Here is a 23,950-nt window from a genome sequence, read left to right on the forward strand (position 1 = left end):
TTGTCAATAAGAAGCTAACTACAATGCATCAGTAACAATTTTAGGTGTTACGAAGATTAAAAGTTCGCGTTTTTCGTTAAAAGAAGTATCCGTTCTGAACAATCTACCAATAAATGGTAGGTCACCTAACAGCGGAACTTTACTTACGGAGTTTATCACTTGTTGCTGATATATTCCCCCCAATACTATAGTTTCACCATTAACAGCTGTGACTTGTGTTTGTAGTTGCTGCGTATCAATCGCGACAGCTGGGCCAGTTGGTGTAGAAACTGTATCGCCCCGCGCATCTTGAGTGATGTTTAAATCTAATATTACACTGTTATCTGGCGTGATTTGCGGTGTAACTTCCAAACTCAAAACCGCTTTTTTGAATGTCACAGTTGTTGCACCACTCGACGCAGCCTGAACATAAGGTATTTCTGTACCCTGCTCAATCCGTGACATTTTTTGATTTGAAGCCGTGATACGTGGGGTTGCAACTATCTCACCCTTATTTTCACGCTCTAATGCAGATAATTCTAAATCTAATAATGTACCGTCAGCTAAACGGGCTATTTGCACAGCAATACTACCTGCAGGGCTTGCAACGGGTAAGTTTACATTTAGTCGTTGGGCTACAGGTATTGCAAGGACACTAGTTTGGTCGCCGCCTGCAGTCGCAGTATCTTGATTGTAATTTGCTGAACCAGCGCCATCCAATGACCCGCTGATACCCGAAGTATAACCACTGCTTGGTGCATTTCGGTCAGTAATACCCCAACGAATACCAAGTTGCTCGTCAATATTGTCACGAATTGTGACCATTCGAGCCTCAATAATAACCTGTTTAATTGGAATATCTAATGTTCTAACTGCTTTTTTAACGGTTTCGATACCATCAAACGTATCTTTAACTAAAAGTGTATTAGTTCTGTCGTCCACCGATACTTGACCGCGTGGTGTTAAAATTGACGTTCCATCTGATTTTAACAATGCCGCGATATTCACCGCTTTCGCGTAGTTTATTTGAATAAATTCGGACACCAGCGGTTCGTTTTCTTCCACTTTTTTACGTGCTTCAAGTTCCCGTGCTTCACGAGCGGTTAATTCATCCGCTGGGGCAACCATTAATACATTGCCGTCCATGCGTTTATCTAAACCTTTCGTTTTTAATACGATATCGAGCGCCTGATCCCACGGTACGCCATTTAATCTTAGTGTTAATGACCCAGACACTGTATCCGATACCACTAAGTTAAACCCGTTGTAGTCGGCAATTATTTGTAAAACAGTTCGTATTGGTAAATCCTGGAAGTTTAGGGATATCGGCTGACCTTGATACTCAGTTCCGCCGGCTAATATGCCTTGTTGCTCTGCGGCTTTAATGACAGATAAAGTGAAGATATTATCAAGTTGTTGGAAGTCATACTCAAACTCACCGTCAACATTAACAACTAAACGCGTATTAACGCCCACTTGGAATGTTTCAATACCACCTACCACAGTGCCAAAGTCGGTCACGTCCATTTTATAAAGCAGTTCATTTACAATATCAGTATTGTGAAACTCAATAAAAATTTGATTGTCAGAGGAAGTGACATCAACCGCTGCCATATTATCGCGTAGGAACACCAAAACACGGCCTTCGGTTTCTTGACCGGGATCTGTACCACGACGGAAGTCTAAAGCTTGAATGCGATTGATAAGTGTAATTGCAGTGTCTTGTTGTGCTTGAGCTTCTAACGATGCATTGTCTGAAACACGAATAAAGAAACGATTACCTTCAACACGTGATTGATAGATTTTTAAGTAATCGAGTAAAATGCTCACCATAACGCCGTCATCCATATACTGGGTTTCAACATTAATAACGCCATCTTTCTCGATTAATACGTTAGCTAGGCTTTCTTCAAAATCAGTTTCGTCAAAAAACATTTCAATTCGAGCAGGTTCGTTATAAACCTGAACATTTGGATCTGCGTAGAGTTCTTCATCAAAGACAAATTCGAGTTCAGTTTCACCTTTAACAATTGGGCTATATCGAATGTCATACAACAAAGGTATCGATTGTGCGGTAAACACCATAAAAAGGGCAAACATCCCAACAAGCGATCGCACCGTTGCAGATTTATTTTTATTTTTTGTTTGAAAATCCATATTTTTGACCATTTTTATTCTTCTGCCGTAGCTTCTGCCATTAACACGGTTGCCGTTCGCTCTTTCCAGCAACCCGCACCGTCGGGGATCAGTTCAATTAAATCTACTTGATTATCCGTAACCGAAGTTATTCTACCGTTAAATAGACCAATATAGTTATCATTAGTTACTCTATGTAATGAACCATCTGTTGCTTCTACTAACGCCCAAATTTGATTATTCGTGCCTAACGTACCTTTCATGCTTAAATTATCAAGCGCAAATTTTTCCAAAGGTTGTTTTCTTCTTCGATGATCAGGGGCAAGGCAATTTTGAACTGGGACAAAATTTTCTTCAATAGCTTCAGGTGAAGGCAACTCAAACGGACTTCGCGTAATGACTGCTTCATAATCGACATGAACAAACTTTTTGACTTCTGGGATTGGATCAATCTTAACCGGTGCGCCGTTTTTCACCTCATTCATATACTGCTGAATATCAGACACGTCATCGTAACAACCTTGAACCAAAAGAGTGAATAATAACATTAACCGTTTCATTACTTCGACTCCTTATAGCGGTAGGTTTTAGCGACAACATTTAGTCTAAGCTCTTTATCCCGAGCATCTTCAATCGAAAATTCGTGCAAGGTTACAATCCGCGGCAGTGCTGCAACTTTACTGACAAATTGGCCAAATTCATGGTAATCGCCAATAACTTCTATTTGAATAGGTAATTCTGTATAAAACTCGTTTTCTATTTCCGGTAACCAATTAATTCGAATAAACGTCAAACCCGAGGTTGTACCTACGTAGGTTATGTCATCTAGCAATCCTGGTGTTTCATGAGACGATGGCAACCTTTTCAGTAACAAAGAAAAATTTTGTTCCATGTCTGTCATCTGTGATTTGTAAGAATCAAGGTTGACCGCAGCCCCATATTTTATTCGGTACGTCTTTCTAAGCTGTTGTTCATTGGCTTCAGCTTGTTCTAATTCACTGATTTTTCCACTGACCAAAAACATATAACTCAACACCGAGACCGCAATGGCAACAACTAAAGCCATTGCAATTTTGGCCGCTTTTGGCCAAGACCCCATATTTTCAAAATCGATATCATTGATATCAAATTCTGATAAGTCAAAATTCAGCTTGTCGAAGTTCATTTTTTCGCTCCAACTTGCTCAGGTAAGTACTCAGTTACTTTTATTGTCATCTTAAAGTTACTTAACAAAGAGTTTTCTTTTTTGCCTGCAACAATCGATTCTAGTATAGCGTCCGACAATAGTTCGGATTTGTCGATTTGACGGATCATATTGGCCAAACGGTTGTTAGATTCACTTCGGCCTGTTACTAAAATTAAATTATCTTTCTTCTCAACTCTAGTCAGGTAAATCCCAGCAGGCACAATTGCGGCAACTTCATTCAGCACCTGAGTACCTAAATTACGTGAGCTTTGCAGTTGTTCAATCAATCGAATACGTTGGTTTAGATTATCTTTTGTATCATTCAAATTTCGAATTTCGCGGATCCGCTTATCCAAAATTGAGATTTCACTTTTTAAATAGTTATTGCGATATTCTTGTCCGGCAATCCGTTCAGAAAAGTAAAAGTTTAGTAAAAAAACGAAAAAGACAACAATAGCCGATAATCCAGCCAATATAGCAATGAATTGCTGTTGCATTTCCCTTCTGGCATTTTCACGCCATGGTAATAGATTTATATATGGCATTCAGAAAAACTCCTTAGCGCCAATCCGGTTGCAATCATCAACTGAGGTTGAATTAGATTAATTTCATCTAAATCCAATTCGGCTGCGACTTCCATATTTTTTAATGGGTTTGCAATTACGGTGTGTATTCCAAGTTCATCAATTAACAAACGATCTAAACCATTTATTAACGCTGTGCCGCCAGAGAGAACGATGTAATCGACGTTTTCTTTTTCACTGGTATTTAGGAACATTTGAATCGAACGACGAATTTGTTGAAGTAAAGCCGTCTGGAACGGAGCCAAAACTTCAAACGTGTAATTTGGAGGTAAATTACCTAGTACCTTATCTCGCTCAGACTCTTCGAACGATTTACCATAATAGGTAACAATTGAATTTGTGAACTGTTCGCCACCAAATACCTGATCTCGGGTATAAAGTGCCCTTTCACCCTGTACGATACTTACCAGCGAAATTTGTGCACCGATATCGACAAAGGCAACAACTTTATCTTCAGCGTCGTCTGGTAATTGACTAAAGCACAATCGACCAGCTCGACTTAAGGCGTAACTCTCAACGTCCATGACTTTCGGCTCAAAGCCGCCATCCATTACCGCGTGAGATCTAACTTCGATATGTTCAGTACGTGCTGCACTTAACAAAACATCAACCTTGGAAGGATCAGCTTTATTCACGTTTAGCTTTTCAAAATCTAAGCTAACTTCGTCAAGAGGGTATGGGATCAAAGAGTCTGCTTCAATTTCAATTTGACTTTCTAATTCAGATTCAGAAAGCGAAACATCCATATAGATAACTTTTGTTATCACACTAGCTCCTGATATCGCGACGGCAGCATGTTTGACATTTTTAGGCATATGTTTACGAATTTTTGCAATCACACGAGATACAGCTTCAATATCTTGAATTTCACGATCCTTTATCATTCCTTTAGGCATTGGTTCTAATGCCGCGGCTTCCATACGAAAGATTCCATGTTGTTCTGACAACAACACAGCCTTTACTGAGTGTGACCCTATATCGATTCCCACCATATAAGGGACACTCTTGGTGAAAAACTTTTTGATTATCTCAACTATCATGTCAAGTAACTGAGCTTCCTGAAAAAATATGCTTTAATACAGAGATTAGACGCTTTTTAATCGAATAAAAAGCCTTTTCTCTATGCTGGTTCTAGTTATACTATCAGCTCGTTACATATTGACAAATTTTTTTAGGTAGTTTCAATGGTTTGGCTGAATAAATTACTACGAATATTATTCTATTGTGGATTATTAGGGCTTACGGTTTTAGTTTCATTTTATTTTTATATTCAAGATGAATTGCCTGATGAGGCATCAATTCGCGACGTTCAGTTCCAAATACCGATGAAAATTTATACAGCGGATGGCGAACTGATCTCCCAATTCGGTGAAAAACGCCGTAACCCATTACTTTATGAAGAAATTCCGCCTCAGCTGATGGAGGCGATTATTGCCACCGAAGACTCTCGATTTTACGAACACTTTGGATTTGATCCTATCGGGATCGTTAGGGCCGCTTTTGTTTCTATTACAAAAGGTCGTGCCGCACAGGGCGCAAGTACCATAACCCAACAGCTCGCTCGAAACGTATTTTTAACATTTGATAAAACCATTATCCGAAAAGTAAAAGAACTTTATATCGCTTTGCACCTTGAGCAAATCTTAACAAAAAAAGAAATTATAACGCTTTATCTCAACAAGATTTATTTTGGTAACCGAGCCTATGGTATCGGGGCTGCAGCGCAAGTCTATTACGATAAGCCAATTAATGAATTGACGCTGCCACAACTTGCGTTAATCGCTGGCTTACCAAAAGCTCCTTCGTCATATAACCCGGTTCGCAATCCAGCTAAAGCCAAATGGCGTCGAAATGTTGTACTCGGACGTATGTTCACTGTCGGTGCGATTGATGAAGCGACATATAAAGAAGCAATTGAAGCGCCAATTACAGCAAAACTCCACGGCGCCAATATTACCGCACATGCCCCTTACGTCGCAGAAGAAGTAAGGAAAGAAATGGTTGAGCGTTATGGTAAAGAAAAAGCTTATACCGAAGGATTTAAAGTTTATACAACAATAGATGCTAAAACGCAGAAAGCCGCACAGATTGCGTTAAGAAATAATATTTTTGCCTATGACGAGCGACATGGTTATCGAGGCGCTACGCTCACTTTATGGAGTGAGGAAGAGACAGACAGTACAACTTCTGCTAATGCCAGTTGGAGTCTAGAAAAGATCGACCAAAGGTTGTCTCGCCTTAAGCAATTTAATGAATTAATGCCTGCGGTTGTTACAAATACAACAGAGCAAACCGCTTATGTGCAGCTCAAAGGCAATCAATTTGACGTGATTGAGTGGGACAACTTGAGTTGGGCTCGTGCTTATATTAGTGACGACAAACAAGGGCCAGCCCCTAAATTGGCGTCTGACATCTTAGTGCCTGGCGCGCAGATATGGGTTCGAAAACTTGAAGATGGTCGCTTACGTTTAAGTCAGATCCCAAGTGTCACCTCGTCAATCGTGGCACTTGATCCGAACAACGGTGATATCAAAGCTCTGGTCGGTGGTTACAATTTTGTTGGTAATCAGTACAACCGAGTGACTCAAGCAAAACGCCAAATCGGCTCAAACATTAAGCCCTTTATCTATTCTGCCGCCCTAGAAAATGGCTTTACATTAAGTAGTTTAATAAACGACGCACCAATCAATAAATGGGATAAGAATCTTGGCACAGCATGGCGTCCAAAAAATTCGCCTGAAAATTATGATGGTCCTACGCGAGTTCGACGTGGACTTGCTCAGTCTAAAAACGTGATGTCGGTTCGATTAATGCGTTCATTGGGGATCCAAAAAACAGTTGATCACCTAACCAAATTTGGTTTTGCTGAAAGCGATTTACCTAAAAATGAATCACTTTCACTTGGTTCGGCATCGTTAACGCCGATTTCAGTTGTGACTGCAATGAGTGCGTTTGCAAATGGCGGGTATTTAGTTAAAGCAAATCTTATTGATCATGTCACTGATGCAAGCGAAAAAAATGTTTTCCAAGCGACAAAATATATTGCAAGAGAGCCTTCACAATTAGAACCGTTAGACGCACTTACTGACGATAACGTTGAGGTCACAGAGGATTCGGTTGAATCATTTGCCTTAGACGCCCCACGAGTCATTAGTAGAGAAAATGCGTTTTTAGTTGCAGACGCAATGAACAGCACCGTTTGGGGAGGCGGAACATGGAGTAAAGGTAATGGCTGGAACGGTACTGCGTGGCGAGCACAAACGTTAAAACGTCGAGACCTCAGTGGCAAAACAGGGACAACGAATAGAGCTGTAGACACATGGTTTACCGGCTTCACCCCCAAATTAGTGGCTACAACCTGGGTCGGCTTTGACGCACCGGGACGTCCGTTGGGCCGAACCGCTTATAATAGCAATTTAGGTGACGGGCATATTTATGGCGCGGAATCAGGCGCGAAAACCGCATTGCCTGGCTGGGTAGATTTTATGAGTCGCGTTTTACCTGACATTCCTGTTACCTATCGAGAAATTCCAGAGGGGGTTGTTTCCGTCAGGATAGATCGAGAAACAGGACTTCTATCTAGAAAAACAGATTACACAACCCGATTTGAATACTTCAAAAAAGGTACTGAACCAGACAAATATGCAGAAAACTCCCGACCTGTGAATATCGACGACGAAGAGGACTTTATTGCCGAAGAAGAAGAGTTGTTTTGATCAATTCGTTACTTAAGTTCGATTAATCACTATAACGCCTTTTTCTTTTTAAACTTATTGGCAATGACGTGTTTTTGATACGCGACAAGCGCATTATAAGAATCATTTGTTACGGCTTCAATTGGGGTTCTATAGGCAATGTCGCGTAACCATTCAATATTATAAGGGCATGTGTTGATGAGTTGTTTAACTGACTCAATAGCTAATGCCTTATCCTCCACATGACAATAAAACAACGCTTCTGCGAACATCGTTGGCGTAATCACAAAGACATTGTCTCGGTTCAATGCGTCGACGTTTAGCCCTTCTGCACTGGATGTTTGGGGTGGTGTTTCGATAAAGCGCGGATCAAAATTTGACATCGCTAAGTTGCGATTTGGTTGTACCAAGTGCACCGTTTTATCGAGCTGTTTTAACGTCTTTCCGGTTTTTTGTTTAAAACCATACTGCGCAAAAAACTGGATAATATAGTTGCGTTGTCCTATTGAAAGAACATCATAGTCATTCCGCAAAAACCAATTGTCATCATAAACTGTCACAAGTGGCAGCGCACTTATGGCATATAGGTTTTTATCTGATTTTATGTCATTGAATAAACGCATACATTGTCCACATTCTCGTTATCAGAACTAATACCACAACAAACCAATACCACAACAAACCAATAAGATACAAAAAAACCGCATTAATGCGGTTTTTACGTTTAGCGCTAATTTGCAGTTCAGTCAAAAATAGATCAAAAACCTATTTTGGCAACACCAGACTTAATAGCGGCTTCTGAAACGGCATTTGAAACGCGTTCCAGCAAACGAGCATCCATCGGTTTAGGTATAATGTAATTTCGGCCAAACTCAAGAGAAGTTAGATTTGACGCAACTAAAACTTCTTGCGGCACGGGTTCTTTTGCTAAAGAACGAATCGCTTCAACCGCAGCTATCTTCATTTCATCATTTATAGCAGTTGCTCTTACATCTAATGCACCGCGGAAAATGAACGGGAAACACAAAACGTTGTTAACTTGATTAGGATAATCTGAACGGCCTGTCGCCATAATTAAATCATCGCGAACGGCTCTTGCTAATTCAGGTTTTATCTCAGGATCTGGATTTGAACAAGCAAATACCACAGGATTAGGAGCCATAAGTTTGAGTGCATGTTGACTCAGTAAGTTTGCTCCAGAAACCCCTACAAATACATCTGCGCCATCCATCACATCTTCTAAAGTACGTTTATCAGTATTGTTGGCAAAACGCTCCTTGAATTCATTCAGGTCGTCACGACGAGTATGGATAACCCCTTGGCGGTCTAACATATAGATGCGTTCACGTTGCGCACCGCATTTGATAAGTAATTCCATACAAGCAACTGCCGCTGCGCCAGCGCCTAAACAAACAATAGTCGCCTCTTCTAATCTTTTACCCTGAATTTCTAAGGCATTTAACATGCCGGCAGCCGTAACTATTGCGGTTCCGTGTTGGTCATCATGAAATACCGGAACGTTACAACGTTTGATAAGTTCTCTTTCTATTTCAAAACATTCCGGTGCTTTGATGTCTTCCAAATTTATGCCGCCAAACGAATCTGCAATACTTGCAACTGTGTTAATAAACTCAGCGGGGGTTTTATGTGTTACTTCAATGTCAAACGAATCAATATTGGCGAAACGTTTAAACAATAGCGCCTTACCTTCCATTACTGGTTTAGACGCCAATGGACCAAGATTACCCAAACCTAGTATCGCTGTACCATTTGTAATGACCGCAACGGTATTTCCCTTTGACGTGTATTTATATGCGTTATCAGGATCTGCAGCAATTTCTCTCACCGGTTCAGCAACACCAGGACTATAAGCCAAAGAAAGGTCATCGACAGTTTCCGCCGGTTTTGTTAAGGCAATACAAATCTTTCCTGGAGTAGGTTCTGAATGGTACTGCAGTGCACGTTTCTTTAAATCCGACATTGATATAATCCCAGTTGCGTAGTTCTAATTATTAATTGTTGTCCTAGCCTAACGATCCTCGTTGATCAAAATTAGGCGTAATCGGACGGTCAATTTACTACTAAAGTCGTAGATAAAAAACCGTTTACTGGTAATAAGTTATAGCATGTCTACCTGTTCGTACCAGTTGGGTGTAATTTAACTACAAATAACAACAATTGATGAATTAAGTGCAACTAATAGATGCACCAAGTAAAACTTTTTCTAAGAAGTTCATAGATATTTTAATGATTTAGCTCTGTATCGTGTTGATTCACGTAAATTAACTAAAATTCGCGAAACTTTCAGTTGTAGATTAATTACAACGAACACCCGTTAGAAAAATAGTGAATATTGCTAAAAAAAATGGAGATAAATATTGAAAACCAGCACATTGAAACGCTCGACATCATTAAATGTGGCACTTGTAGCATGTAATTCGAGGTTAACGGGATAAACTACTCATGCGCAATTGGTGAGTTAGAACAATAAAAATTTTGAGACTCAAAATCTAGGCACAAAAAAAGCACCCTAAGGTGCTTTTCTTTAGATGCTTGGCAACAATTACTTTTTGCCCAACATACCGAAACGGTTTTTAAACTTATCAACACGACCACCAGTAGTAGCAGCTTTTTGCTGACCAGTGTAGAACGGGTGACAAGCTGAACATACGTCTAAGTGAAGGTCTTTACCTAGAGTAGAACGAGTAACGAATTTGTTACCACATGAACAAGATACGTTGATCTCGTTGTACTGCGGATGGATATCTTTTTGCATTTTGGATTACCTCAGTGGGCCGCATCGCCATCCGATCTTAATGTCGAATACCATACGAAGTTAATAAAATTAAGGGCGCGAATTATAAATGGAAAAATAAAAAGATCAAGGCTTAAACTGCAGAAATAATCAACGACGGACTTGTCGACGGTTATTCTGGGCTTCTTCAATTAATTTAACTTGTTCAGGATTTATGTAAATACTGCTACCAGGGTATGGTTGGCCGTAGGAGTAATTCCAATTTTCAGGTTGAAACTCCGAAACCAATCGATTTACACGATTGCACAGCTTGACCTTAGGTTTAAACCCAAGTTTTTTCTCATAGTCTTGCAAATAGCTACTATCTATTTGCTCAAATGCTAATATACAGTATCCTTCTGTAGAATAAATTCTTGCTTCCTTAGCATCTACATTGTTATTAAATGTAAGAGTCCCTATAAAGGTAGCTAACCCGAAACTCAAAATATGTCGAAACGAAGCCATTAATGAATAACGCCTATAATATAAACCGCATCAAAAGTAAGTGATTGCTAATCTGATGTCAAGCTATCTAATTGTTGGCGCATGCCATGTTTGAGTTAGAATATAAAATAATACGCGTTGCGTTAAACGTACCGCTGCGTCGATTATTCGATTATGCCCTTACAGAAAAGCAAAACGGACTGACCATTTGTGCTGGCCAACGTGTGCTAGTACCCTTTGGAAATAAGTCCCTTGTGGCTATTGTTGTTGAGTACGACGTCACCACGGACATCCCGGATTCTAAGCTTAAATCTATTATTGAAATGATAGATAGCCAGCCTGTCTTTAACGAAGAGCAAATTGGCTTTTTAAATTGGGCAGCCAAATACTATCAACATCCACTAGGCGATGTTTATTACAGTGCTTTACCCAAATTATTGAGAGAAAACAGACAACTAGAGGCTCTTTTACCTGAATCATTAGTTGCAACGCCAATGATGCCAAAACGCAGTGAGTTTTCTGCCAACGCCAAAAAGCAAATACAGCTCTATGATCTTTTAAAGCACAAGACACTAAGTCGAATCCAATTGGCAGACCACGGGATTACCGCCCCCACTATTAAAAAATTTGTCGACCAAAAGTGGGCGGAATGGCAAAACATAAAGCCCGCCCCCACCACGATTGATAAATCGCAACTACAACCAGGTTTAGCGCTAAATGCAGAGCAAGCACTCGCTGTTGCCGCGATAAATCAATGCTTTGGTCACACAACCTTTTTACTCGATGGTGTCACCGGCAGCGGTAAAACTGAAGTTTATCTGCAGGTAATTGAACAACGTTTATTAAAACAGCAGCAAATTCTCGTGTTAGTGCCTGAAATTGGGTTAACTCCACAAACCATAAAACGATTCGAACAACGATTTAAGCTTTGCATTGCGTTATGGCATTCCGGTATGACGGATAAACAAAGGTTTGATACGTGGCAAAAGACCCAATCTGGCGAAGCCAAAATCATCATATCGACTCGCTCTGGAGTGTTTTTACCATTCGCAGATTTAGGTTTGATTATTATCGATGAAGAACACGACCCATCATTTAAACAACAAGACGGGTTTAAGTATCACAGTCGCAGCATCGCACTTTATCGCGCCAACAAATTTCAAATCCCGGTTGTTTTGGGATCGGCAACGCCGTGTTTAGAGACTTTAAACAATGCAATGACCCAGAAGTTTCATCATTTAAAGCTGAACCAACGTGCAGCTGGCAGCCAAATGCCAACGATGAAATTGTTAGACCTAAATTTATGTCCACAGGATTCCGGCTTAGGAACTCCGTTGATAGAACGCATCGGTGAACAACTAGCCCAAGGTCATCAAGTGATGCTGTTTATTAATCGACGTGGTTATGCGCCTGTATTGATGTGTGAAGAGTGTCATTGGCTAACTGAATGTCATCGTTGCTCAAGTTATATGACTTACCATCGCAATATCAACCAACTCATTTGTCACCATTGTGGTCATCAGCATCCTACCGTTCACCAATGTATGAGTTGTGGTTCAACACGATTAACCGCGGTTGGCGTTGGTACCGAACAACTTGAATATAAATTGCGAGAATTGTTCCCTGATATTCCTTTAACTCGCTTGGATAGAGACAGCACAAGTAAAAAAGGACAGTTCCAGGAAGTCCTCGAAAAGATAAATCAAAAAGGCCCTCAGATCATCGTAGGCACACAGATGATTGCCAAAGGACATCACTTTCCTAATGTCAGCTTAGTTGGTGTAGTCGACGTTGACGGTGCCCTTTTTAGCAGCGATTTTCGTGCTCCAGAAAAACTCGTTCAGCTCATTGTCCAAGTGAGCGGACGCGCTGGTCGAGGCAGTATAAAAGGTGAAGTTTGGCTGCAAACCCGATTCCCTGAACATCCGGTCATTCAAGATGTTGTTAACTACACATATAATGATTTTGCCGTATTTACGTTAAATGAACGTAAAATGTTACATTTGCCGCCGTTTTCTCACCATATTCTATTAAAAGCCGAATCGACCCACGAAACAGCGGGTCTTGAATGGCTAAATGGACTTTTGCCACATTTAAGACAATTCCCAAATCTGCAAACTTTAGGTCCGAGTCCAGCCGCCATGATGAAAAAAGCCGGTAAATTCCGCTTTCTTCTGACATTACAGTGCCAATCTCGACCTTATTTGCACAAAGTTGTCGATTGGCTCATTGAAAACTTGGATACTATTCAAAAGGATAATAGAATCCGTTGGAGTATCGACGTTGATCCTATCGATCACAACTAAATTGAATTAAGGCTCTTTGCCCATGAAAAATAAAGATTACGTGAGTCAACCTAAGCAAAAAAGACCCAAGCCCCCAAAAGAATCAACACCACCAAAAAGACCATTTCCAATCATAAAAGCAATTATTGTTTTATCTTTGGTCGCGGGTTTTGGTTATTTTCTATTAAATATCAAAGATGACGGGCTTATTACCGACGGTGCAAATCCAGAAACGAAACCTGATGTTGTTAAAAAACAAGCGGTTCCACCTCCACCAGAAGATGAGACTTGGACTTTTATTGAAGAGTTAGAGAACAAAAAAGTAAAAGTTACAGCTGATGAACTCGAAGACAAGGGGCCATTTTTGATGCAATGCGCCTCGTTACGGCATTCAGACCAAGCTGAATCTTTAAAAGCGAAAATTGCATTTGCCGGTTTCGAGTCACAGGTAAAACGTGTCGAAGGCAGCAGCGGAGTTTGGTATAAAGTCATTTTGGGGCCATTCGACCGCAAACGAGACGCTGAAAAAACACGTCATGTATTAAAGAGTAATAACATTAATTACTGTGAAATATGGTTGTGGCGTTAAGTAATACCAATCAACAGCAACAACAATAATTTTTGTAGCGATAATAAAAAGCCACTGATGTCAGTGGCTTGTTTTATTTCATAGCAGTTGTCTAGCGACTTTAACTTCCGGCAATTTGCATATTTTCTATTAATACTGAACCCGTTTGGACCGCTCCTCGGCGTTCAACGTCACCACCAATTGCCACTATTTGCTTAAACATTTCGGCTAGATTACCAGCAATGGTTACCTCAGAAACTGGGAATTGGATTTCACCATTTTCAACCCAAAAGCCAGCAGCACCACGGGAATAGTCACCGGTTACTGTATTTACACCTTGTCCCATTAACTCAGTCACCAGCAGACCTGTGCCCATTTGCTTTAATAAAGCATCAAGATCAGCTTCAGTATGTTTCACCAACCAGTTATGAATGCCACCTGCATGCCCAGTGGATTTCATGCCTAATTTTCGACCAGAATAACCAGTGAGTAAATAGGTTGTTAACACGCCAGCATCTATAATTTCTCTGTCTAACGTTTTAACACCTTCCGAGTCGAATGGACTGCTCGCCAACCCTTTCATGATATGTGGTCGTTCACTAATGTTAACAAAGTCTGGGAAAATTGATGTACCAAGCGAATCCATCAAAAATGATGAATTACGGTATAAACTGCCGCCAGAAACAGCCGAAACTAAATGCCCAAATAAACTCGAAGCGATTTCGGCATGAAATATAACTGGTGATTGGCAGGTATTTATTTTTCGAGCACCTAACATAGAAACAGCAGCCTGCGCCGCTTTTTCACCGACCCAAATTGGTCTTTTTAGTAGGTTAAATTCACGTTCTACGGTATACGCATAATCGCGTTGCATGTCTTCGTCAACTTGTGCAATTACCGAACAACTCAAGTTGTGTCGCGTACTTGCATAACCCTCAATAAAGCCCTCACTGCTACCATAGACTTTAAAGCCTTCATACGAAGAAAGGGATGCACCGTCACTGTTCGTTATTCTAGCGTCGGTTTCGAATGCGGTTTTTTCAGCTTCAATACAGTACTTAATGGCTTCTTCTGGACTGATTTGATGCGGATGATAAAGATCTAAGTCTAGAATATTAGTGGCTAGCTCATCATTATCGACCAATCCAGAACATTCATCTTCTGATGTATACTTAGCGATGTCGATGGCCGCTTTAACGGCTTGCTTCAATGCGTCGTGAGTTAAATCTGCGGTTGAGGCCGAACCTTTATGTTGTCCAACATAAACGGTGATGCCTAACGCACCTTCTTGATTAAATTCGATATTCTCTAATTCTTGGCAACGACTTGAAACTGTGATGCCTTTTGATTTACTGATAACAGCTTCCGCAGAAGTAGCGCCATAGGTTTTCGCCATTTTCATTAAGTCGGCGATGGCGTCTTTAACCTGACTAATATCCTCGGAAACATCATATTGCTGGGACATATATACTCAAAAAATTTAGTGAAAATGCTCGCGTGAGGATAGCATAAAACCTATACTCCAGTTATCAAAAAATAAGACTTTTTTATCCTATGACAAAGCCATATTATTTAATGCCTGATGATGAAAATTACATCAGTAAAACAGAAATAAAGAAAGAAGTTAAAGAGCTACAAGCTTTAGCTACACAGCTGACTAAGTTGTCTAAATCCCAGCGACTAAAATTGCCGGCGAGTGACGAGCTAAGAGAAGCATTCAAATTAGCTGACAAGATCAGTAATAAGCCAGACGCATTACGTCGCCACTTTCAGTTTATGACTAAGTTGTTACGTGATGAAGATATCGAAGGTTTAAAACGTGAATTGCATAAGTTTATTGCGCCTAAAAATGCACCTGACAAATTTTCTCTAGAGATTGAAAGTATCCGTCAGGGACTTATAGACAATGGAGATAAGGCAATTGACGCCCTACTTGAACGTTGCCCTTCCTTGGATAGACAACGTCTTCGTCAGCTGACTCGTCAAGCTGCAAAAGAAGTTGCTAAAGAGAAACCGGGCAAAAGTTTTAAAGAGATATTTCAGTATATTAAAACTGGACTGCAAAACGTTTAAATAACTAAGTTATAAAAACGTTTTGCTATCTTAAAAGCTTGGTTGAACTGAATTCAGTTAGCTGGAAACCGCTTATTGGGTGCCGCCAACAGTCATCTCATCGAGTTTGAGTGTTGGTTGTCCTACGCCTACCGGAATACTTTGCCCGTCTTTTCCGCAAACACCGACGCCCTTATCCAACGCTAAATCATTGCCGACCATAGAAACCATTGCCATTGCATCTGGCCCGTTGCCGATTAATGTCGCCCCTTTTACAGGTGTACTAATCTTGCCGTCTTTAATTAAATAGGCTTCAGAAGCCGAAAACACAAACTTGCCCGACGTTATATCAACTTGACCGCCGGCAAAATTATTAGCATAAATTCCGTCTTTAACACTGGCAATAATTTCTTCAGGGGAACTTTCACCAGGCAACATATAAGTATTGGTCATTCGTGGCATGGGTAAGTGAGCATAAGACTCTCTTCTACCGTTCCCCGTTGGCTCTACGCCCATTAAACGAGCATTCATCTTGTCTTGCATATACGACTTTAATACGCCGTCTTCAATCAAAACATTGTATTTTGATGCAACACCTTCATCATCGATGTTAATTGAACCACGGCGATTTAGCATAGTGCCGTCGTCAACAATAGTACATAACTCAGAGGCAACGGATTGACCAATCTTACCACTGTAGTTGCTTGACCCTTTTCGGTTAAAATCACCTTCAAGACCGTGCCCTACCGCTTCGTGCAACAACACACCTGGCCAGCCATTACCTAATACAACTGGCATAGTACCTGCCGGCGCTTCGATAGCGTCTAAATTAACGGTCGCCATCTTAATCGCTTCGTCGGCAATCTGTTGATATCGTAATTTACCATCGACCAATTCAACAAAAAAACCATAATCTGTACGTCCACCAGCGCCTGCGCCACCACGCTCTCGACGACCGTCTTTTTCTAAAACAACAGAGCAGTTTAAGCGGACTAACGGACGAGTATCTGTTCCCCACGTCCCATCGCTTGCGGCCACTAAAACTTGTTCATAAACTCCTGAGATGCTTACTACGATATTTTGTGATGTTGGTGATTGCTGACGGATGTAGCTGTCGACGCTACGCAACAAAGCAACTTTTTCATCATTTGACATTAAGTTTAACGGATGACGATCAGGGTAGATTTTATTAGCTTTAGTTTTACTAAAGACTTGTTGTTTTGCATGTGCACCCGCGGCGCTTATACTTCTGGCCGTTGTGGCCGCATCGTTAATTGCTTTAGCATTGATATGGTCAGAATAAGATAAGCCCGTTTTTTCGCCACTAACCGCACGTACGCCAACACCTTGTTCTATATTGTAAGAGCCATCTTTGATGATCCCATCTTCCATCACCCAAGATTCATGATAACTCGCTTGAAAATACAAATCTGCGTAATCCAACTTATGTTCAAGCATGATTTCCAAACCGTTAAATACATCCTGTTCGGTCAATTTATTTGCGTCTAATATATGTTGCTCTACACTATTCAAAATTGTCTCTTTACTTTAATTTGTAGTTTATTCGGTTGTGTTCTGCGACGGGCATTTGACGACGAACTTGTGCCAGATAATTAATATCTAGCTCCGCGCTATATAAGCCAATGTCGAGTTTGGCGTCACTTAAAATTTGTCCCCACGGGTCTACTATCAAGCTGTGTCCGTAAGTTTCCCGGCCATTTTGATGCCTTCCCACTTGATTACAAGCCGCAACATAACATTGTGTTTCAATTGCCCGGGCCTGCACCAATGTATGCCAATGAGCCGCTCCTGTGGTTTTAGTAAATGCACTCGGCAATAAAATTAAATCTACCTCAAAGTCTTGTCTAAGTATTTGAAACAAGCCTGGGAACCTGAGGTCATAACAAATCGCTATTCCAACGTTTAACTCACCAACCTTAAAAATCGCAAGTCTGTCCCCCGCCTCTGCAGTATCAGATTCTCGGTAATTTTTAGTGCCATCGGCAACGGTAACGTCAAACAAATGGATTTTTTGATAATCTAAAACTAATTCGCCTGTTGGGCCAAATACCAAACAGACGTTTTTAAACTTTTTACTGTCGTTGCCAGTAATTGGCATGCTGCCAGCAACTAAGTAGATCTTAAATTTACGTGCGATATTTGCCAAATCGGCTTGTAATTGACCTGCGCCAATAGGTTGAACGATGTCAAAACTGCCGGACTCTTTACCACCAAAATACGCAAAACACTCTGGTAAAACCACAATATTACCGCTGACTTCATCGGCGCGTTCGTTCAATAAAGATTGAACCGTCGAGATATTTTCCTCAACATTCGGAGCGGAGGTCATTTGTAAGTTAAATACTTTTACCATGGGCCGTCTCCCTTTTCTGCTGTCTCTGGTTGTTTATCGTCTTGATTGACTTTTTTCTTTTTAGCGCCTTTGGTCTGACGTTTTTGTTTTACGTCATCGGGTAACTTAACGGTGCGCGTAAAACGCTCCACTTCTTTTACTTTTGGATCGGACAAGTCACCGGTGATCTTTAATTTAATTTCAGATACCACGGGGGCATTTTCAATAATTTTGTCCAACGCTATAGCCGCCAATAATGTCAGTCCACCATCAGCTGGCGCAAACCAAGCCGCTATTGCAGGAAGGCTCGAAGTCACTTTCGGTTTAAAGCTAACATTATAATCTAGAGTATTTTTAGCAAGGTCTGTTTGACCCGCCATATTCATATCACCGGCAACACCATCCATTTTAATATTGTCGGTTAATGCAACGCCATTACGTAAAACGATATCGCCTTTGATGTCATTATAAAAAAGGCCTTTGGCAAAAACATCACTGAAATCAAACTTCAGTTTACGATAAAGCGAGTCTAGGCTAAATAATGAGAATATTCGTGCTCCCTGATCACTTATCTCGCTAAGCGAACCTTCACCCAATTTAAAATCGGCTTTACCATTTAATTTTTCATAACTAAATTCATGTGGTGCAGTATCCCATCTTAGGGCTAAATTAATTGTTGCATCACTTTCTTTAATACCAGAATTTAACCCCCAATTTTGTAACCACTTACCGAAGTATCGAGAATACAACTTACCTTTCAGTGACGTAACACCGCCGGCTTCGTTGCCAAGCCAACTTCCCGTCGCTTCCAATTTAGTTCGTTCATATTCGAATGAGAATGTCTCAATGACCAGTTTATTGTCCACAGGTTTTGCTGTGAGTTGAACTTTACCTAATGGTTTCTCATTAAATGAGCATACTTCACATTTAAATCGTATTGGTGGCAAGCTACGAATAAGCTCTGCAGAATCGGTTATCGAATTACTGGCGCGAGCTTCAACAGGTTGCACCGTTTTATCTAATCCGATATTTTCATTAGGTGTCTGACCAATAGGAGAGACAAGGCCTGAAGAAATTAGTTCTGACGTTTTAGTTTGTGCTGCTGTTGGCTCACCACTAGTGACAATTTGCAAAAACTGAGAATCAATGAGGATCCCGTCTTTATTAATATCATTAAATACCGTTATATCAGTCAATGTCTGCTGCGCGCCAATCGAAAACAACCAGCCCGTTGCTTTGTTAGTGGCATTTAAACTTACATTTTTCCAGTCTTGTCCTAGAATATTAAAGTGCGAAATCACCCCATTTATGGCCGTTGGCGCGTCTATAACGCCTATGCTACTAGGATCAGATTCAGGTAAGGCGTGGATTATATCTATGACGAAATTTAGTGTTGGTTCAAATTCAATAAAAGGCGTATCGATTGAAATATCAAAGCCCGATTCTGGCAATACGCCCGTCCCGCCACCAATGGCTAAATGCGCGCGTTCTAAGCGACTTGAGCCTTCTGGTATTTCTGCGGTAAAGACAAGTCTATTTTCGATTTCAGCAACAATACTACTATCATCCTGATCGCCCGATACTGATATATCTAAACTTGCATATTTACCCGCAGCCTTTTCTAGTGGCCCAGAAATATTCAATGCGACATCGGTCAAATCTGATTTGCCGTCTACGACATACTGAAATGCTTCGTCATCGATATTAACTTCGACGTTGAGCATTGATGAAAACTCACCAGATGCGTGTTCAAAGACCGGTAATTCAAACACATTATTTAGTTGATCAACTGACCATGTTGAAACCAAGTCACTTTTTATATGGTAACCGTCTTCACCTTGAGCACCAGAAACATTAAATGTCACCGGCAGTTTATGCCAATCAGCAGATTTAGCTTCAACACTAAACTTTTCGTTGGCAAAGGTAATTACTGAATCTATCTTTTCAAATTCGGTATAGAGTTTTGGCAAATTTAAAGTCGACTTATGTGTATCTAATGTCCCCGATGCAAACACTTGAGGGATATCGCCATTTGGCAATGGACTGCTATCCGTTGGAATAACGAGTTTGATATTGGCATCTGCCGCTCCGTCCAACAGCACAAACTCAAATACATCACCAATAATATCTCTCAAAGGCGTTTCAGCAACTAATAGATGGAAGTCGCTGAGTTGCAATTGTTGCGGTGTTAAACTCAAATTAACGTTTTTACGCTCCCCCACTAAAGGAATACTCGCTAAAACGTTATTGTCGATAACTAATGAACTAAATAAACCAGACTCCGCAAAAATGTCCATCCGGTCTTCTGTCACTGTCAACTTGGCATTCATTTTTTCGATCGCAGGCCAATCGGGATCAAATTCAAATTGGCCATCACGCAGCTTAGCTTCAACAATGAACTTACCGCGCTCACTAATAGCCAATTCAGAATTGAAAACTTGGTCAATCTTACCGTCTATTAAAACGCGCGTAAGTTCGCCGCGTCCTGTATGAATGGCTTTCTGGAGATAATCGTAAGTTTCATCGCCAATCAAATATCGTGGCAGATATTTTCCGATTTTACCCTGTGTTGGACCGGTAACCTCGGCGTACAAAGACAAGTGACTATTTGCCAATTCACTGTAACTCAACGACATGTCTAAATTGATTTCATTGTTCTGAAAAACCACCGTTGGCATTTCCATAACAAAACTGCCAGATTGCCAACTAAGCAATGTTTGTAGTTTTAATTTTTGATAAGTAATTGTGTCGCTAAATGTATCTTCGGTCAGCAAGGTGCCGTTTTTACCGTTAAGGTCCAGCCAAATATCCTGGTCTTTCCAATAGGCTTTAAACTCTAGATTTTGAACACCCATATATGCTTCTTTGGCCGTAGCTTTTGGCACAAAATCAAAATCGACAACATCTAAGTAGCCGCTTAATGGCAGGTCTTCACCCCATTGCATCTGCAATTCGCCGACATGGCCTGCGACATTAGAGTCGGCTAACAAACTAAATTGCTTGGTGGCGGAAAATAGCGTGAACAACTGGGTTACCGCGGTTAAGTCAAATTTATTGGCCTGTAGTTGTGACTTTTCAGTGCCATATTTAACGGTAAAGTTAAATGGCGAAGGACGATTTACGTCGGTGACTAATTGGATTTCATTGCCAAACAATAGCCAGTTGCCTTCAGATTTCCACCATTGTATTTGCGCGCTTTCAACGTTTAAGTACTTATCTTGTTTCGCTTTTTGCCAATTCAACTTACTGTTATTGACGTCTAGCAAGATGTTTTCCACAAGGCCATTTTTCACTTCGCCCCAAACGGAAAAATTCGCATCTGTGCCTTTAACTTGTATGTGTTTTCCTACCAGTTGTTTTAACCATGGTGTTACATCCATGTTATTGGCTTCAAAATAAACTTGGCCAAAAATATCGGTACGGCGTTGTCCGTAAAGATCGACAACGACATTCATTGAATTCGTAGAAAATCCATCGACGTAAATTTCACCCTGACCTTGATGTCGGTTACCGTTATTTACCCAGGTTAGGTTGTCTAACTGAAAGTTTTGTGATTCGCCGTCGTCGTAATTTACAACGATAAAACTGTCTAGAATTCTAAATTGTTGTACTTGAGATAAAAATAGATGACTAAGACTTTCAAATAGCTCGCTTCCTTCGCTACTTGGTCTAACTTTAAAAAACACCGCACTGTCGATAGACGAACGAATTCCGTCCAACAAAAAGGCACTCGTCACCATTTTTTGTTGGCTTAAGGATTGCCAAAAGTTAAATTCTATACGTGTTTCAGCAATGCTAATATCGAGTGGCGCAGATGGTGACGGGGCGAGTTGCACGTCTTTTAGGATTATGACAGGCCCAGAACGATGCCAACTAGCATCAATCCCGCCAATATGTATTTCTGCAGAAAACTGTTCAAAAAGGTAGGCTTCAATATCAAGTCGATATTCGTCGGCATAAGGTAAAGAATACTTTAAGACACTGATCACAACAGCCAAAAGCACAACACTGGTAGCAATACAGCCCCATAGTATCTTTGCGCATCTAACAAACAGTTTCTTTAACAATCTTTTTCCTTTCTGCTGTGGTGTAAAGGCATTAGGCACCACCAGCAATACGATCAACTATCTAAATGAAATTTAGAATTGAATATAATAGACATCCGCACAATCGATTATGCAAGAGGTGTATTTATCTTTGAGTTTGAAACAAGAGATAAGTTCTATTAACTAGCCAAAAATTCCAAATTAAGGATCGAATTCAACCCTTAATTTTACGCAATTTTTGTGCAAATAATATAACAAATCAATTTACTTAATACAGATATCAAGTGCCTGTGGCATTAATTCAATGACATCGGTGGATATAATACCGATTTCGCCATTTTTTGCAGTAATATCTCCTGCTAAACCGTGTAAAAATACCGCTTTTTGTGTACTTTTTTGTAGCGCTGTCTCATTTTTGTCAAAATTTGTCATAACACCCGCAATTACACCCGCTAAAACATCCCCCATTCCTGCTGTTGCCATACCCGGATTACCTGATCCATTGATCGCAACATTAACGCCGTCGGTAATAATACTACCGCAACCTTTTAACACGACAACCGCACCAAATTTGTGAGCAATATCCCGAGCTATAGCGACGCGATTTTTACTGACATCAAGAACGGAAATATCCAACAAACGAGCAGCTTCAAGTGGATGTGGTGTTAATACCCATTTATTTAAGTTTTTATTCTTAACAAGAGGATCGTAATACTTGCAAAGTAAATTTAGTGCATCCGCATCAAGTATGGTTGGAATATGCGCTAATAAATCATCAGCGACCAATTGAGTGAAAACACTTTCTCCCCAAGGCGCGACAGACAAACCAGGGCCAACGACCAAAATATCGGCGTGGCTAATTCTGTCTTTTATGGACTGGTCCATTTCGCCATCACTGCCAAAAACCATTAATTCAGGCGCTAAACTGTTAATCAAAGTGACATTTTGTGGATGTGTGATCACCGTCACTTTGCCCGCCCCAGAACGCAATGCGGATTTAGCTGCCATAAAAATAGCGCCGGGCATACCCACCGCACCACCAATACAGACGACATGCCCAAAACTACCCTTGTGACTATTAAATTTTCGTTTCTGTAGTTGGGCTTGTATTGGGGATTTTAACCAAGTCGCCGTCGCAATATTTGAATGATTTAAACACTGCTCGATTCCTAAACCAGAAAACAATAACGTGCCACAATAATCTGGACCATCACCAGTAACCAGTCCAACTTTTAGGCCAACGAAGGTAACTGTATAGGTAGCTTTAATCGCAAAATCAACAACATGCCCAGTATCACCGTTTAAACCACTTGGTAAATCGATAGCAATTATTGGGAGTGACAGCGTACTAATAAATTCTAAGGCTACGCGATATTCATCTCTTAACGCTCCATCAAAACCAGTCCCCAATAGTCCATCTATTAACAAACTAGGATGTAATTCATCAACAAGATCTGGCAATTTTTCTAACCCAACTATTGTGCCGCCATGGGATAAAAACGACTGCCGAGCAATTTCTGCGTCTCCTCGAAGTTTAGATTGCGGCTTAGGTGAAAACACAGTCACTGGCATATTAGAGTGATTAATCAAACGCGCAACAACGTATGCATCACCGCCATTATTGCCTGTGCCAGCAAGCACAATAATATGATTAGCATGAGAATATTTAGCAAGAACACAATCAAAAACAGCGTGACCTGCCGCTTCCATCAGTTGGTACATATCTATACCCTGCTGCTCAGCACATTTGATTTCCCCCAATTTTATTTGTTCAGCTAAGTATAGGTTCGATGGTAAAGTGTCTATGGTTTCTTTATATATCATTGGA

18 protein-coding genes are annotated in these 23,950 nt (G+C 40.6%); 4 read left to right on the plus strand and 14 right to left on the minus strand.

The genetic code is table 11. The annotated features are described in order from the left end of the window. Nucleotides 1–18 precede the first annotated feature (18 nt). Genes KO525_RS11560 through KO525_RS11580 form a run of 5 tightly spaced genes read right to left on the minus strand, consistent with a single transcriptional unit; the run spans nt 19 to nt 4,913 of the window. Nucleotides 19–2,136 (minus strand): type IV pilus secretin PilQ, encoded by a 2,118-nt coding sequence (locus tag KO525_RS11560; protein ID WP_215963971.1) that lies wholly within the window; start codon nt 2,134–2,136, stop codon nt 19–21. A gap of 14 nt (nt 2,137–2,150) precedes the next feature. Further along, a complete protein-coding gene (locus KO525_RS11565) occupies nt 2,151–2,675 on the minus strand; it encodes a pilus assembly protein PilP (protein ID WP_215963972.1) in 525 nt (174 codons plus the stop codon). Continuing rightward, entirely contained in the window at nt 2,675–3,280 is a 606-nt protein-coding gene (locus tag KO525_RS11570; protein ID WP_215963973.1) for a type 4a pilus biogenesis protein PilO, read from the minus strand. Before KO525_RS11570 ends, KO525_RS11565 begins: the two co-directional genes overlap by 1 nt. Next, nucleotides 3,277–3,846, minus strand: a complete 570-nt coding sequence (locus tag KO525_RS11575) for a PilN domain-containing protein (protein WP_215963974.1) — start codon at nt 3,844–3,846, stop codon at nt 3,277–3,279. Before KO525_RS11575 ends, KO525_RS11570 begins: the two co-directional genes overlap by 4 nt. Further along, a complete protein-coding gene (locus KO525_RS11580) occupies nt 3,834–4,913 on the minus strand; it encodes a pilus assembly protein PilM (RefSeq protein WP_371744404.1) in 1,080 nt (359 codons plus the stop codon). The genes KO525_RS11575 and KO525_RS11580 overlap by 13 nt, the downstream gene beginning before the upstream one ends. Nucleotides 4,914–5,069: 156 nt before the next feature. Here KO525_RS11580 and KO525_RS11585 point away from each other — a divergent pair, with 156 nt between their 5' ends. Beyond that, complete coding sequence (locus KO525_RS11585) at nt 5,070–7,601, plus strand: penicillin-binding protein 1A (RefSeq protein ID WP_215963976.1); 2,532 nt, start codon at nt 5,070–5,072, stop codon at nt 7,599–7,601. A gap of 29 nt (nt 7,602–7,630) precedes the next feature. Here KO525_RS11585 and KO525_RS11590 read toward each other — a convergent pair whose 3' ends face one another. The 4 genes from KO525_RS11590 to KO525_RS11605 form a co-directional block, all read right to left on the minus strand. Further along, nucleotides 7,631–8,203, minus strand: coding sequence for a hypothetical protein (locus KO525_RS11590; protein ID WP_215963977.1), 573 nt, complete (start codon nt 8,201–8,203; stop codon nt 7,631–7,633). A gap of 134 nt (nt 8,204–8,337) precedes the next feature. After that, nucleotides 8,338–9,561 (minus strand): malic enzyme-like NAD(P)-binding protein, encoded by a 1,224-nt coding sequence (locus KO525_RS11595; protein ID WP_215963978.1) that lies wholly within the window; start codon nt 9,559–9,561, stop codon nt 8,338–8,340. Between the two features lie 582 nt (nt 9,562–10,143). Then, a complete protein-coding gene (rpmE, locus tag KO525_RS11600) occupies nt 10,144–10,356 on the minus strand; it encodes a 50S ribosomal protein L31 (RefSeq protein ID WP_215963979.1) in 213 nt (70 codons plus the stop codon). A gap of 129 nt (nt 10,357–10,485) precedes the next feature. After that, a complete protein-coding gene (locus tag KO525_RS11605; RefSeq protein WP_215963980.1) occupies nt 10,486–10,839 on the minus strand; it encodes a hypothetical protein in 354 nt (117 codons plus the stop codon). Nucleotides 10,840–10,925: 86 nt separating this feature from the next. Here KO525_RS11605 and priA point away from each other — a divergent pair, with 86 nt between their 5' ends. Then, nucleotides 10,926–13,124: a primosomal protein N' gene (gene priA, locus KO525_RS11610; protein WP_215963981.1), complete on the plus strand. Its 2,199-nt coding sequence runs from the start codon at nt 10,926–10,928 to the stop codon at nt 13,122–13,124. Between the two features lie 22 nt (nt 13,125–13,146). Then, nucleotides 13,147–13,692 (plus strand): SPOR domain-containing protein, encoded by a 546-nt coding sequence (locus KO525_RS11615; protein WP_215963982.1) that lies wholly within the window; start codon nt 13,147–13,149, stop codon nt 13,690–13,692. Between the two features lie 100 nt (nt 13,693–13,792). Here KO525_RS11615 and pmbA read toward each other — a convergent pair whose 3' ends face one another. After that, nucleotides 13,793–15,136: a metalloprotease PmbA gene (gene pmbA / locus KO525_RS11620; RefSeq protein WP_215963983.1), complete on the minus strand. Its 1,344-nt coding sequence runs from the start codon at nt 15,134–15,136 to the stop codon at nt 13,793–13,795. An 89-nt stretch (nt 15,137–15,225) separates the two neighbouring features. Here pmbA and yjgA point away from each other — a divergent pair, with 89 nt between their 5' ends. Next, on the plus strand, nt 15,226–15,744 hold the full coding sequence (gene yjgA, locus KO525_RS11625; protein WP_215963984.1) for a ribosome biogenesis factor YjgA: 519 nt from the start codon (nt 15,226–15,228) through the stop codon (nt 15,742–15,744). Between the two features lie 72 nt (nt 15,745–15,816). Here the strand turns inward: yjgA and tldD are convergent, their stop codons facing one another. The 4 genes from tldD to KO525_RS11645 all read right to left on the minus strand — a co-directional run bounded on the left by tldD (nt 15,817) and on the right by KO525_RS11645 (nt 23,946). Further along, complete coding sequence (gene tldD, locus KO525_RS11630) at nt 15,817–17,256, minus strand: metalloprotease TldD (protein ID WP_215963985.1); 1,440 nt, start codon at nt 17,254–17,256, stop codon at nt 15,817–15,819. A 10-nt stretch (nt 17,257–17,266) separates the two neighbouring features. Continuing rightward, on the minus strand, nt 17,267–18,097 hold the full coding sequence (locus tag KO525_RS11635; protein ID WP_215963986.1) for a carbon-nitrogen hydrolase family protein: 831 nt from the start codon (nt 18,095–18,097) through the stop codon (nt 17,267–17,269). After that, entirely contained in the window at nt 18,091–22,143 is a 4,053-nt protein-coding gene (locus tag KO525_RS11640) for a YhdP family protein (protein WP_215963987.1), read from the minus strand. The genes KO525_RS11635 and KO525_RS11640 overlap by 7 nt, the downstream gene beginning before the upstream one ends. A 243-nt stretch (nt 22,144–22,386) precedes the next feature. Continuing rightward, complete coding sequence (locus KO525_RS11645; RefSeq protein ID WP_215963988.1) at nt 22,387–23,946, minus strand: NAD(P)H-hydrate dehydratase; 1,560 nt, start codon at nt 23,944–23,946, stop codon at nt 22,387–22,389. Nucleotides 23,947–23,950: the final 4 nt, after the last annotated feature.

Source organism: Psychrosphaera sp. B3R10 (assembly GCF_018861025.1).
Classification (GTDB): Bacteria; Pseudomonadota; Gammaproteobacteria; order Enterobacterales; family Alteromonadaceae; genus Psychrosphaera; species Psychrosphaera algicola.

Coding starts and splice junctions, on each gene's coding strand:
- KO525_RS11560 (WP_215963971.1), bottom strand. CDS start 2,136: ATGGATTTTCAAACAAAAAATAAAAATAAATCTGCAACGGTGCGATCG.
- KO525_RS11565 (WP_215963972.1), bottom strand. CDS start 2,675: ATGAAACGGTTAATGTTATTATTCACTCTTTTGGTTCAAGGTTGTTAC.
- KO525_RS11570 (WP_215963973.1), bottom strand. CDS start 3,280: ATGAACTTCGACAAGCTGAATTTTGACTTATCAGAATTTGATATCAAT.
- KO525_RS11575 (WP_215963974.1), bottom strand. CDS start 3,846: ATGCCATATATAAATCTATTACCATGGCGTGAAAATGCCAGAAGGGAA.
- KO525_RS11585 (WP_215963976.1), top strand. CDS start 5,070: ATGGTTTGGCTGAATAAATTACTACGAATATTATTCTATTGTGGATTA.
- KO525_RS11590 (WP_215963977.1), bottom strand. CDS start 8,203: ATGCGTTTATTCAATGACATAAAATCAGATAAAAACCTATATGCCATA.
- KO525_RS11595 (WP_215963978.1), bottom strand. CDS start 9,561: ATGTCGGATTTAAAGAAACGTGCACTGCAGTACCATTCAGAACCTACT.
- rpmE (WP_215963979.1), bottom strand. CDS start 10,356: ATGCAAAAAGATATCCATCCGCAGTACAACGAGATCAACGTATCTTGT.
- KO525_RS11605 (WP_215963980.1), bottom strand. CDS start 10,839: ATGGCTTCGTTTCGACATATTTTGAGTTTCGGGTTAGCTACCTTTATA.
- priA (WP_215963981.1), top strand. CDS start 10,926: ATGTTTGAGTTAGAATATAAAATAATACGCGTTGCGTTAAACGTACCG.
- KO525_RS11615 (WP_215963982.1), top strand. CDS start 13,147: ATGAAAAATAAAGATTACGTGAGTCAACCTAAGCAAAAAAGACCCAAG.
- pmbA (WP_215963983.1), bottom strand. CDS start 15,136: ATGTCCCAGCAATATGATGTTTCCGAGGATATTAGTCAGGTTAAAGAC.
- yjgA (WP_215963984.1), top strand. CDS start 15,226: ATGACAAAGCCATATTATTTAATGCCTGATGATGAAAATTACATCAGT.
- KO525_RS11635 (WP_215963986.1), bottom strand. CDS start 18,097: ATGGTAAAAGTATTTAACTTACAAATGACCTCCGCTCCGAATGTTGAG.
- KO525_RS11645 (WP_215963988.1), bottom strand. CDS start 23,946: ATGATATATAAAGAAACCATAGACACTTTACCATCGAACCTATACTTA.